Origin of the sequence: Streptomyces sp. NPDC059166, assembly GCF_042755185.1 — a bacterium.
Taxonomy (GTDB): Bacteria; Actinomycetota; Actinomycetes; order Streptomycetales; family Streptomycetaceae; genus Streptomyces.
Genome location: NZ_JBHZCI010000030.1, coordinates 90,743 through 102,360 on the forward strand (window position 1 = coordinate 90,743; position 11,618 = coordinate 102,360).

Below are 11,618 nucleotides of genomic sequence, written 5' to 3' on the forward strand. Positions count from 1 at the left end.
GATTCAGTGTGATTCGGAGACTCAGACGACGAATTTCATCGATTCGGGCTTGCCAGACAGATGAGTCCCGGTGCAGAGTGGGGGCGTGGCCAGTCGTAGCGCGGACTCCAGGAACGGGAGCGGATCGACACCAGCGGTCGATGCCGTGTCCCTCGCAATCATCGAACAGCTCCAGGAGGACGGACGCCGTCCGTACGCCGCGATCGGCAAGGCCGTGGGCCTGTCCGAGGCCGCCGTGCGCCAGCGCGTCCAGAAGCTGCTCGACCAGGGCGTGATGCAGATCGTCGCCGTCACGGACCCGCTCACCGTCGGGTTCCGGCGTCAGGCGATGGTCGGCATCAACGTCGACGGTGACCTCGACCCGGTGGCCGAGGCCCTGTCGGCCATGGCCGAGTGCGAGTACGTGGTGATGACCGCGGGCTCCTTCGACCTCATGGTGGAGATCGTCTGCGAGGACGACGACCACCTTCTGGAAACGATCAACAAACGCATCCGGTCCATAGCCGGAGTGCGCTCCACCGAGAGCTTCGTCTACCTCAAGCTCAAGAAGCAGACCTATATGTGGGGAACCCGATAGCCGTGAGCAAGGACCTCAGCCGAACCGCGTACGACCACCTGTGGATGCACTTCACCCGCATGTCGGACTACGAGAACGCGCCCGTTCCCACCATCGTGCGTGGCGAGGGCACCTACATCTTCGACGACAAGGGCAAGCGCTACGTCGACGGCCTCTCGGGCCTGTTCGTCGTCAACGCCGGACACGGCCGCCGCGAACTCGCCGAGACCGCGTTCAAGCAGGCCCAGGAGCTGGCCTTCTTCCCGGTGTGGTCCTACGCCCACCCCAAGGCCGTCGAGCTGGCGGAGCGTCTGGCCCACCACGCTCCGGGCGATCTCAACAAGGTCTTCTTCACCACCGGCGGCGGCGAGGCGGTCGAGACGGCCTGGAAGCTGGCCAAGCAGTACTTCAAGCTCAAGGGCAAGCCGACCAAGTACAAGGTCATCTCACGGGCGGTCGCCTACCACGGCACCCCGCAGGGCGCCCTGTCCATCACCGGACTGCCCGCGCTGAAGGCGCCGTTCGAGCCGCTGGTCCCCGGCGCGCACAAGGTGCCCAACACCAACATCTATCGTGCGCCGATCCATGGTGACGACCCGGAGGCATTCGGCCGCTGGGCCGCCGACCAGATCGAGCAGCAGATCCTCTTCGAGGGCCCCGACACCGTCGCCGCGGTGTTCCTGGAGCCCGTGCAGAACGCCGGCGGCTGCTTCCCGCCGCCGCCCGGCTACTTCCAGCGGGTCCGCGAGATCTGCGACCGGTACGACGTGCTGCTCGTCTCGGACGAGGTCATCTGCGCGTTCGGCCGTCTCGGCACGATGTTCGCCTGCGACAAGTTCGGCTACGTGCCGGACATGATCACCTGCGCCAAGGGCATGACCTCGGGCTACTCCCCGATCGGCGCCTGCATCGTCTCCGACCGTCTGGCCGAGCCGTTCTACGAGGGCGACAACACCTTCCTGCACGGCTACACCTTCGGCGGTCACCCGGTCTCCGCCGCGGTCGGTCTCGCCAACCTCGACATCTTCGAGCGCGAGGGCCTCAACCAGCACGTCCTCGACAACGAGGGCGCCTTCCTGAAGACGCTGCAGAAGCTGCACGACCTGCCGATCGTCGGTGACGTCCGCGGCAACGGCTTCTTCTACGGCATCGAGCTCGTCAAGGACAAGGCCACCAAGGAGACCTTCACCGACGAGGAGACCGAGCGCGTCCTGTACGGCTTCCTCTCCAAGGCGCTGTACGAGAACGGCCTGTACTGCCGGGCCGACGACCGCGGCGACCCGGTCGTCCAGCTCGCCCCGCCGCTGGTCTCCGACCAGTCGACCTTCGACGAGATCGAGGGCATCCTGCGGCACGTCCTGACGGAGGCCTGGACGAAGCTCTGACCTACCCCGACGGCCGTCCCTGACAGCCGTCCCACGCGGACCACACGGCCCGGATGCACCCTTTCGAGTGAGAAGGGGGGCATCCGGGCCGCGTACTGTCCCGACACCCCGGTCCGGCTGCCTAGCGTGCCGAGTGACCGATCGGCCGCGTTCTCGTTGTATTCGTTCCCCGTGACGGGGAATGGGAAATCTGATCCGAACCGAGGTGTACGCCATGGTGGCCCCGCCCGACAACGACGTGATCTGGGCACGTTCCCTGCACCACTCCCACAACGGATCGCCGGGGCTGAGCGGTGTCTCCCTCGGTGTCCGCGACGGCGAGATCCTCGCCGTCGCGGGGCCCCGCGGGTGCGGGAAGACGACACTCCTGCACTGCCTCTCCGGCCAGGTGGTCCCCGAACAGGGCGAGGTCTGGTTCAACAGCGTGCCCGTGCACACCATGGGCCCCCGGCTCAGGGAGCGGCTCCGCCGGGACAGATTCGGCTGGATCGCGGCGGAACCGCAGCTGGTACCCGAGCTGAGCACCTGGGAGAACGCCGCTCTGCCGCTGCTGCTACGGGGCGTCTCGCACCGGGCGGCGAAGAAGGCCGCCACCGAATGGCTGGAGCGCCTGGACATCGGCCCGCTCGCACGGAAGCGGCCGCACGCACTGCTCCAGTCGCAGCGCCAGCGGGTCTCCGTGGCCCGTGCGCTGGCCGCGTCCCCCTCCGTGATCTTCGCGGACGAACCGACCGCGACGCTGCACCAGGCGGAGCGCTCGCAGCTCCTGCGCACCCTCACCACCGCGGCGCGGTCCCACGGGATCACCGTGGTGCTCGCCACCCACGACGCCGAGGTCGCCGCGCTCGCCGACCGGGTGGTCGGCATGCTGGACGGCCGCCGCGTCAACAACGTCTCCCTGCCCGCCGCGTCCGATACGGAAGGCCGCTCGGCGTGCTCGCTCTCCGTCTGACCCGTGGTTCACACCCCCTGGTCCTGATGCGGCGGCTGTTCCTCGCCGCCGCGTCCGCGGGGGTCGGCTTCCTGCTCCTGTGCACCCTCGGATACGCCTCCGGGCACCCCGCACAGGCTTCGAGCTCCGTGCTGCGGCTGCTGTGGTGCGCCGTTCCGCTGGCGGCGACCGTCCAGCTGGCCGTGGCCATGGCACGCACGGATCCCAGCACCCGCCCCCGGCCCTCCCTCTTCGCGGCGGGCATCGGTCCGGCACGCCTGTCGGTGCTGGCGGCGGTCTCGGCGGCGGTGTCCACCACGCTGGGGTCGGTGGTGGCGCTGCTGTTCTTCCTGCACCTGCGCGGTGACCTGACCGGCATGCCCTTCGACGGCGGTGCGTCCGAGTTCCTGGGCGCGGGCACACCGCTGCCGCTCGCCGCGACGCTGATGCTGCTGGCGCTGGTGCCTCTGGCCTCGGCCGTGGCCGCCGGCCTCGCCCTGCGCTCCAGGCCGGTCGCGCCGTCCGAGGCCCAGGCGGCCGAGGAGGACCTCGCGCCGTCCCCGGCGCCGACGGGGCTCCCCTGGGGCGTCGCGCTCACCGCGGCTGGGCTCGCCGTGGAGGCGTACACGAGCCGGAACTCGGGCGGCAGTCCGCTTCCGCTGCCCGGCCGCCTGGACTCCACCCCCACGGCCGTCCTCGTGGGGTGGGTCCTCACCGCGATCGGCCTGGCCATGGTGGGCCCCGGCCTGACCCATCTGTGCGGCCGGCTGCTGCAGTCGGTGCGCCCGGGGGCCGTACGGCTGCTGGCCGGCCGGGTCCTGATGGACGAGGCGTCCCGCATCGGCCGGCCGCTGGGCATCGTCTGCGCGGTGGCGTCGGGGGTGATCGCGGCCTCCGTGCTGTACACGGACGGGCCCCGCCCCTTCGGTCCGCTCACCGCGCTCGGCGCCGTACTCGTCGTCGGCTGCACCCTGGCCACGCTGCTGACCACCGCGCTCGAGGCCCGGCAGTCGAGGGCACGTACGGCCAGGACCCTGCTGCGGCTGGGTGCGCCGGCCTCCGCCCTGCGCGGCGCCGCGGCCCTGCGGGCCCTGGTGCTGGTGATCGTCTTCGTGCCTCTGACCTGGGTGATCGCGGAGCTCGCGGCGCTGCCCCTGACGGGATGACAGCGGCGGCGAGGGCGATCCGTAGCATGGCGGCGTGGAGAAACCGGACGAGAACATCTGTGAACCCGGCGTCGAGATAGAGACGCTCACCGCATTCGACGAGGCGGTCAGGGCCGGCACCCTCGCCGGTCACCGCGTCCAGTCCGTCGACCTGACGGACCGGACGACCGCCCTCCTCACCACCGACACCCGCGGCGCCGTCTTCCTCGGCTGCCGGATGGAGCCCCGCGCCGAGGCCGAGGTCCGCGGCGACGGGGCTTTCGTGTTCCCACCGGTCCCCGGCCTGCCCTTCGACCCCTACCGGGGACTGCTCTACACCCCCGAGGCCCTGTACGAGGGTCTGTCCGAAGGCGGTTACCCGGCGACGCCCGACGCCAGGGCGTACGGCTGGTTCCAGCACACCAAGGCGAACGGCGACGTCTTCGCGTCCATGCTCCGGGCCCTGCACGACGACGCGGTCTCCGACGCACTGGACGAACACCTGGCGGGCGCCCACGTGGTGGGCGTGATGGGCGGTCACGCGATGGCCCGGGGCTCGAAGGAGTACGAAGGAGCCGCCCGGCTCGGCAGGGAGCTGGCCCGCGGCGGTCTGACCGTGGCCACGGGCGGCGGCCCGGGCGCGATGGAGGCCTCCAACCTCGGCGCCTACGCGGCTCCGCACTCCGACGCGATGCTGGTCAAGGCGTGCGAACTGCTCGCCTCCGCACCGTCGTTCACCGACTCCGTCACCGAGTGGGCGAAGGCCGCCTTCGCCGTACGGGAGCGCTGGCCCGACGGCGGCTCCTCCGTGGCGGTCCCGACGTGGTTCTACGGCCACGAGCCGCCGAACGCCTTCGCCGGCCACATCGCCAAGTACTTCGCGAACGCCCTGCGTGAGGACGGGCTGCTGGCCCGCTCGACGGCCGGGGTGATCTTCCTGCCGGGTGCCGCCGGGACCGTCCAGGAGATCTTCGACAACGCGACGCCGAACTACTACGAGTCGCGGTCGGCCCCGACGCCGATGGTGCTGGTGAACCGCTCGCACTGGACGGAGAAGCTGCCCGCCTGGCCGCTGCTGAGCGCGCTCGCGGCGGACCGGGCGATGGAGTCCCGCATCGCCCTGGTCGACACCGTCGAGGAGGCCGCCCCGGCGCTCGCCCGGCTGACGGGCTGAACCGGGCGGAGGCGCGACGCGGGCCGGGGCGCGGGGCGTCAGCCCCGCGGAAGGACCACCGTCTCCGCGGGGTCGAAGGTCACCCCGACCACGGCACCCTCGTCGGGTGTGTCCCGCAGGTCGCACTCCGCCTCCAGGGCCGGCCCGTCCGCGGGGTGCAGGGCGACGGTGACGTGGTGGCCCCGGAAGGTCCGCACGCCCACGGTGCAGCGCAGGCCGTCGGCGGCGTCGCCCAGCAGGACCCCGGCGGGCCGCACGAGCACCTCGCACCGGCCCTGCGGCGACTTCCCCGGCACCGGGACCTTGCCCCAGACGGTGTCCGCGGCCGCTCCGGTGACCGTGGCCTCCACCAGGTTGTCGAAGCCGAGGAAGCGCGCGACGAACGCGGACGCCGGCCGCTGCCACACCTCCAGGGGGCTGCCGTCCTGGGCGATCCGGCCGTCCCGCATGACGACGACCCGGTCGGCGAGCGCGAATGCCTCACCCTGGTCGTGGGTGACGGCGAGCACCGTCGTGCCGAGCCGGCCGAAGAGGGTCCGCAGCTCGACGACGAGCCGTTCGCGCAGCCCCCGGTCGAGCTGCCCCAGGGGTTCGTCGAGCATCAGCAGCCTGGGGCGGGGGGCGAGGGCACGCGCGAGCGCCACCCGCTGCTGCTCGCCGCCGGACAGCGCGGCGACGGCCCGCCGGGCCGCCCCGGGGAGCCCGACCAGCTCCAGCAGTTCCTCCGTCCTGCTCTCGCGCTCTGCGCGGGGGACGCCGTGCATCCGCAGACCGAAGGCGACGTTGGCGCCGACATCCCGGTGCGGGAAGAGCTGGTGGTCCTGGAACATCAGGCCGAGCCCGCGCCGGTGCACGGGCAGCGGAGCCTGGTCCACCCCGTCCAGCAGCACCCGGCCGCCGTCCGGTGGGCGCAGCCCGGCGACGGCCCGCAGCAGGGTGGACTTGCCGCTGCCGCTGGGGCCCAGCACACACACGATCTCGTGGTCGGCGACGTCCAGGTCCACCGCGTCCAGCGCGGTCCGCTTCCCGAACCGGACCGTGGCCGACTCCACTGCCAGCATTTCTAGAACTCCCCGGATCGGTCGGTGCGGATACGTTCGAGCAGCAGGAGCGAGGCGGCGCAGACGAGCATGAGGATCGTGCTCAGGGCCATCGCCTGCCCGTAGTTGAGCTCCCCGGAGCGCCCCAGCAGCCTGGCGACGGCTACCGGCAGGGTGGGGTTGTCGGGGCGGGCGATGAACACGGTCGCGCCGAACTCGCCGAGCGACACCGCGAAGGCGAAACCGGCGGCGACGAGTACGGCGCGCCGCACCAGCGGCAGGTCCACCTCCCGCCAGGCCCGCAGCGGCGAGGCCCCCAGCACCGCGGCGGCCTCCCTGAGCCGGTCGTCGACGGCACGCAGGACCGGCAGCATCGTCCGTACGACGAAGGGGACGCCCACCAGCGCCTGGGCGAGCGGCACGAGGATCCAGGACGTACGGAGGTCGAGCGGCGGCTCGTCGAGGGTGATCAGGAAGCCGAAGCCGACGGTGACGGCGGACACCCCCAGCGGCAGCATCAGCAGTGCGTCGAAGCCGCGGACCAGCCGGCCTGCCCGCCGCGTCAGGGCCGCCGCCGCGAGGCCACCGATCACCAGGGCGATGAGCGTCGCCACCATGGCGTACCGCAGGGAGTTGCCGATGGCGTCGAGCGGCGGAACCAGGAAGGTGGAGCCGTTGGCGTCGGCGGACTGCAGCGCCCGGTAGAAGGCGAGGCCGTAGCCACCGGAGGTGTCGAAGGAGCGCTCCACCAGCACGCCGAGCGGCAGCAGGACGAGAAGGAGCACCGTCAGCAGGACGCCGCCGAGCAGCAGGCGCTGGCCGGGTCCGCGGGGCGGGCTCGCGGTCTGCGCGGGGTCGACCAGTCCGAGGGCGGTCTCCCTGCGGCGTACGGTCCAGGCGTGCAGGGCGAGGATCCCGCCGACCGCGGCGAACTGCACCAGGGTGAGCACGGCGGCGGTCGGCAGGTCCAGCAGCTGCGCGGTCTGCCGGTAGATCTCCACCTCCAGGGTGGAGTAGGCCGGGCCGCCGAGGATCTGGACGACGCCGAAGGAGGTGAAGGTGAAGAGGAAGACCATGAGCGCGGCGGCGGCCACGGCAGGGACGAGCGCGGGCAGGGTCACCTGCCGCCAGGCGGCGAACCGGCCCGCCCCGAGCACCCGGGCGGCCTCCTCCTGGCGCGGGTCCAGCTGCGACCAGAGTCCGCCGACGGTCCGTACGACGACCGCGTAGTTGAAGAACACGTGGGCGAGCAGGATCGCCCACACCGTGGTGTCGAGCCGGACGCCCCACAGTTCGTCGAGGAAGCCGCCCCGCCCCAGCAGCGCCAGGAACGCCGTGCCCACCACCACCGTGGGCAGCACGAACGGCACGGTCACCACGGCCCGCAGCAGCTGTTTGCCGGGGAACCGCAGGCGGGCGAAGACGTAGGCGCCGGGCAGGGCGATCAGCAGGGTGAGCACGGTGGAGGCGACGGCCTGCCAGGTGGTGAACCAGAGGACGTCCAGGATGTCGGGCCGACCGAGCACCTGGCCGACGCGGCCGAACTGCCACTCGCCCTGTGCCTTCAGCCCCCGGCCGACGATCGCGGCGACCGGGTAGGCGAAGAACAGGGCGAAGAACAGCACGGGCACGGCCATCAGGGCGCACCTCACGGCGGTCCCCCGCCATGAGGGCCGCGCGGCTACTTCACGACGAGCGAGGACCACGACTGGACCCACTGCTCACGGTTCTTGGCGATCTTCTCCGGGTCCACCGTCGCCGGCTTGTCGACGGCGGTCCCGAACTTCGTGAAGAGCTCGGGCAGTTCCGCGTCCTTCACCACCGGGTTCACGAACATGTTGAGCGGCATGTCCTCCTGGAACTTCTTGCTGATCAGGAAGTCCAGCAGCGCCTTGCCGCCCGCCTCGTTCCGCGCCCCGTCGAGCAGGCCGGCGAACTCGGTCTGCCGGAAGCACGTTCCGGTGGCGACGCCTGTCGGGGCCTCGGTGGGCCGCGGGTCCGCGTACAGCACCTCGACGGGCGGGCTGGAGGCGTAGGAGACGACGAGCGGGCGGTCCGCCCTGGCCTTCTTCCCGCCGGCGGAACCGGAGAACTCCTCGTTGTACGCCTGCTCCCAGCCGTCGACGGTCTTGACCCCGTTGGCCTTCAGCTTCTTCCAGTAGTCCTGGTAGCCGGTCTCGCCGTAGGTGGCGACGGTGCCGAGGAGGAAGCCGAGTCCGGGAGAGGACGTCGCGGCGTTCTCGGTGACGAGGAGGTCCTTGTACGCGGGCTTCAGCAGGTCGTCGAAGGACTTCGGCGGGTCGAGCTTCCTGTCGGCGAAGTACTTCCTGTCGTAGTTCACGCAGATGTCGCCGGTGTCGACGGGCGTGACCCGGTGCTGTCCGGCGTCGAGCTGCGTGCCGGTCTCGACGCGGTCCAGGCCCTTGGCCTCGTAGGGCGTGAACAGGCCGTTGTCGAGGGCGCGGGAGAGCAGGGTGTTGTCCACGCCGAAGAAGACGTCGCCCCGGGGGGATCCCTTGGTCAGGATCTCCTGGTTGAGCGCGGCTCCCGCGTCACCGCTCTTGAGTACCTTGACCTTGTAGCCGGTCTCCTTCGTGAACGCCTTCAGGACGGAGTCCGAGGCGTTGAAGGAGTCGTGGCTCACCAGCGTGACGGTCTTCGAACCGGCCCCGGTGCCCCCGGACGTGCTGTCGTCGGAGCCGCCGCATCCCGCGAGCACGCTCACGGCCAGCGTGGCGGCCACGGCCGTCGCCGCGTACCTGGTGGTGTTCATGTGATTCCTCCTGGAGGTGACCAGGAAGAGACGCGGCCCTGCCCGCTCGGTGAGCGGGCAGGGCGCAACAGCTTGAGTAAGGTCCGAACTTCCTACCCGGAATGACCTGGGCGAGGTTCAGAGGGTCTGCGGCCGACCTGTCCTCGGTGCCGCACTCTCAGCGCTGTGGCGCTCCCCTGTCGGAATATGAAGTTGATGACGGCGCCAGGCTACACCGGCCGGATCACGACGGTCCGGCCGGATGCCGCCCTGGCCGGGAGGCCTCAGCGCTCGGACGCGGCGAGCTGCCCGCAGGCGCCGTCGATCTCCTGACCACGGGTGTCGCGAACGGTGACCGGCACACCGTGGGCGGCGATCGCCTCGACGAACGCCTTCTCGTCCTCGGGCCGCGAAGCGGTCCACTTGGAGCCCGGGGTGGGGTTCAGCGGGATCAGGTTGACGTGCACCCGCTTGCCCTTGAGCAGCCGGCCCAGCCGGTCACCGCGCCACGCCTGGTCGTTGATGTCGCGGATCAGCGCGTACTCGATGGAGATGCGGCGACCCGACTTCTCGGCGTACTCCCACGCCGCGTCCAGGACCTCGCGGACCTTCCAGCGGGTGTTCACCGGGACGAGGGTGTCCCGCAGCTCGTCGTCCGGCGCGTGCAGCGACACGGCGAGGCGGCACTTGAAGCCCTCGTCGGCGAAGCGCAGCATCGCCGGGACCAGTCCCACCGTGGACACGGTGATGCCCCGCTGCGACAGCCCGAGGCCGTCCGGCTCCGGGTCGGTCAGCCGGCGGATCGCCCCGACCACGCGGTTGTAGTTGGCCAGCGGCTCGCCCATGCCCATGAACACGATGTTGGAAAGCCGTGCCGGGCCGCCCGCGACCTCACCGTCGCGCAGGGCCCGCATGCCGTCCACGATCTGGTGCACGATCTCGGCGGTCGAGAGGTTGCGGTCGAGGCCCGCCTGCCCGGTCGCGCAGAACGGGCAGTTCATCCCGCAGCCGGCCTGCGAGGAGATGCACATGGTCACCCGGTCGGGATACCGCATCAGGACCGACTCCACGAGCGTGCCGTCGTGGAGCTTCCACAGCGTCTTGCGGGTGGTGTCGTCGTCGCAGCTGATGTGGCGCACGACCGACATCAGATCGGGGAACATCGCCTCGGCGAGCTTCTCCCGCGAGGCGGCCGGGATGTTGGTCCACTCGGCCGGGTCGGCCGTGTACCGCGTGAAGTAGTGCTGCGACAGCTGCTGGGCACGGAAGCCCTTCTCGCCGGTCGCGGCGACCGCTTCCTTGCGCTCGTCGGGCGTGAGGTCGGCGAGGTGCCGCGGCGGCCGCTTGGCTCCGCGGGGCGCGACGAAAGTGAGTTCTCCGGGCTTAGGCATGGTTCTTCCAGTGTGGCAGACGCGCCGTGGTGCCCCGGGCCGCAGAGGGCCGGACAAGAAGGAGGGAGGATCGTACGAGCGACGCGTACGGCCCCTGCACGGCCCGGGCACGGCCCGGCCGTGACCGATCGCACTGTGGGGATCCGCCGCCGTCAGCCCTGCTCGTCCAGGGCGGCGCGCATGTGGCGGTGCGATTCCATGGCCCGCCCGCGCATCCACATCAGCCAGTAGCAGAAGGCGGCCGTGCCCGCGGCGAAGAGCAGCGGGAAGACGACGGACCCGGTGGCTGTTCCAAGGACCAGCAGACCCACTGCGATCAGGCCCATGCAGCCCAGCCAGTACGGCAGCCAGCGGCCTCCGCGTTCCATCTTGCCCAGCTGTTCGTCGACCAGCCGTCGCATGGTCGCCCGCTCCTGCGGGTCCCGGGGCAGCTCACGGTGCCGGATCTTCCGGTTGAGCTCGGCGATCCCGCGCGGGTCCGCGCCGGCGGCGCGGCTGGTCCTGCGGCGCTGCACCGCGATGATCGCGATGACCACGGCGGTGAGCAGGGCGCTCTGGACCACCCACCAGACGATGTTCCCGTCACGGCGTAACAGGGCGTGCACTGCGACACCCACGACGAAGATCACGATCGCCTGGGCGGTCAGACTGCGGTCGAGCAGGGCTTTCAGGGTGCGCACGGCCACCCACCTCCACGGGGTCGACGGAACGACGCGGTCGTTCCCCTGGTACCCCGCGGTGCGGCGTCCATCGGCCGGGGCGGCGCCGGATCACGGCCCGGTGGGGCCCCTGCCCGGGCCTGCCACCGGCAGCCGGACGACCGCGGTGCCCCGCGCGAGGTCCACCGAGGTCCGGCGGGGGGAGCCTGCACCGTCCTCCTCGTCGTCCCGCATCAGCAGGGCCGACTGCCGCTCCTTGAGTTCGCTCTGCTTCCCCGGTGAGAAGCTCGCGTGCAGCTGCTCGAAACCCGTCGAGGAGATCTGGCCCTGCCGGACGCTGTTGCGCCACGGCAGAAGGCCCGCCCGGCCGGCCCTGAGCAGGAGCTGGTCAGCGAAGGCCAGGGCGGTCAGTGCGACGACCAGCCCTGGAAGAGTCATGAAGACGGCGAATCCCATGCGGAGAAGTGTCCATGGCCGCGCTCGGGGAGTACAGGCGTGGGGGGCCCCCCCAGGGATAGGGGGCCCCCCCCCGGCGGGGTTTTAGGCGGGGGGGGAAGCCCGCGCCGCAGAAAAGAACAACACAAA

The 11,618-nt window shown here is 71.2% G+C and carries 11 protein-coding genes and 1 riboswitch; of the genes, 5 read left to right on the forward strand and 6 right to left on the reverse strand.

What is annotated here, in order from left to right; genetic code table 11:
• Window positions 1–85 precede the first annotated feature (85 nt).
• The 5 genes from ACFXOA_RS22500 to ACFXOA_RS22520 all read left to right on the forward strand — a co-directional run bounded on the left by ACFXOA_RS22500 (window position 86) and on the right by ACFXOA_RS22520 (window position 5,191).
• Complete coding sequence (locus tag ACFXOA_RS22500; RefSeq protein ID WP_385031308.1) at window positions 86–577, forward strand: Lrp/AsnC family transcriptional regulator; 492 nt, start codon at window positions 86–88, stop codon at window positions 575–577.
• A complete protein-coding gene (locus tag ACFXOA_RS22505) occupies window positions 562–1,941 on the forward strand; it encodes an aspartate aminotransferase family protein (protein ID WP_385031311.1) in 1,380 nt (459 codons plus the stop codon). Before ACFXOA_RS22500 ends, ACFXOA_RS22505 begins: the two co-directional genes overlap by 16 nt.
• A gap of 214 nt (window positions 1,942–2,155) precedes the next feature.
• On the forward strand, window positions 2,156–2,893 hold the full coding sequence (locus ACFXOA_RS22510; RefSeq protein WP_385031314.1) for an ABC transporter ATP-binding protein: 738 nt from the start codon (window positions 2,156–2,158) through the stop codon (window positions 2,891–2,893).
• Complete coding sequence (locus ACFXOA_RS22515) at window positions 2,875–4,038, forward strand: hypothetical protein (protein ID WP_385031317.1); 1,164 nt, start codon at window positions 2,875–2,877, stop codon at window positions 4,036–4,038. Before ACFXOA_RS22510 ends, ACFXOA_RS22515 begins: the two co-directional genes overlap by 19 nt.
• Before the next feature lie 34 nt (window positions 4,039–4,072).
• Window positions 4,073–5,191, forward strand: a complete 1,119-nt coding sequence (locus tag ACFXOA_RS22520; protein WP_385031320.1) for an LOG family protein — start codon at window positions 4,073–4,075, stop codon at window positions 5,189–5,191.
• A gap of 38 nt (window positions 5,192–5,229) precedes the next feature.
• Here the strand turns inward: ACFXOA_RS22520 and ACFXOA_RS22525 are convergent, their stop codons facing one another.
• From ACFXOA_RS22525 to ACFXOA_RS22550, 6 genes are all read right to left on the reverse strand, one after another.
• Window positions 5,230–6,252 carry an ABC transporter ATP-binding protein gene (locus ACFXOA_RS22525; RefSeq protein WP_385031323.1) on the reverse strand — a complete coding sequence of 341 codons (1,023 nt, stop codon included), beginning with the start codon at window positions 6,250–6,252 and terminating at the stop codon, window positions 5,230–5,232.
• 2 nt (window positions 6,253–6,254) lie between these two features.
• Window positions 6,255–7,868 (reverse strand): ABC transporter permease, encoded by a 1,614-nt coding sequence (locus ACFXOA_RS22530; RefSeq protein WP_385031326.1) that lies wholly within the window; start codon window positions 7,866–7,868, stop codon window positions 6,255–6,257.
• A gap of 44 nt (window positions 7,869–7,912) precedes the next feature.
• On the reverse strand, window positions 7,913–9,004 hold the full coding sequence (locus ACFXOA_RS22535; protein WP_385031329.1) for a thiamine ABC transporter substrate binding subunit: 1,092 nt from the start codon (window positions 9,002–9,004) through the stop codon (window positions 7,913–7,915).
• A gap of 71 nt (window positions 9,005–9,075) precedes the next feature.
• Window positions 9,076–9,192, reverse strand: a riboswitch (TPP riboswitch).
• A gap of 75 nt (window positions 9,193–9,267) precedes the next feature.
• Entirely contained in the window at window positions 9,268–10,374 is a 1,107-nt protein-coding gene (gene rlmN / locus ACFXOA_RS22540) for a 23S rRNA (adenine(2503)-C(2))-methyltransferase RlmN (protein WP_385031332.1), read from the reverse strand.
• Window positions 10,375–10,526: 152 nt separating this feature from the next.
• Window positions 10,527–11,054, reverse strand: a complete 528-nt coding sequence (locus ACFXOA_RS22545; RefSeq protein ID WP_385031335.1) for a hypothetical protein — start codon at window positions 11,052–11,054, stop codon at window positions 10,527–10,529.
• Between the two features lie 90 nt (window positions 11,055–11,144).
• On the reverse strand, window positions 11,145–11,489 hold the full coding sequence (locus ACFXOA_RS22550) for a DUF6191 domain-containing protein (protein WP_385031339.1): 345 nt from the start codon (window positions 11,487–11,489) through the stop codon (window positions 11,145–11,147).
• Between the last annotated feature and the right edge of the window lie 129 nt (window positions 11,490–11,618).

Coding starts and splice junctions, on each gene's coding strand:
- ACFXOA_RS22535 (WP_385031329.1), bottom strand. CDS start 9,004: ATGAACACCACCAGGTACGCGGCGACGGCCGTGGCCGCCACGCTGGCC.
- rlmN (WP_385031332.1), bottom strand. CDS start 10,374: ATGCCTAAGCCCGGAGAACTCACTTTCGTCGCGCCCCGCGGAGCCAAG.
- ACFXOA_RS22510 (WP_385031314.1), top strand. CDS start 2,156: ATGGTGGCCCCGCCCGACAACGACGTGATCTGGGCACGTTCCCTGCAC.
- ACFXOA_RS22530 (WP_385031326.1), bottom strand. CDS start 7,868: ATGGCCGTGCCCGTGCTGTTCTTCGCCCTGTTCTTCGCCTACCCGGTC.
- ACFXOA_RS22525 (WP_385031323.1), bottom strand. CDS start 6,252: ATGCTGGCAGTGGAGTCGGCCACGGTCCGGTTCGGGAAGCGGACCGCG.
- ACFXOA_RS22550 (WP_385031339.1), bottom strand. CDS start 11,489: ATGGGATTCGCCGTCTTCATGACTCTTCCAGGGCTGGTCGTCGCACTG.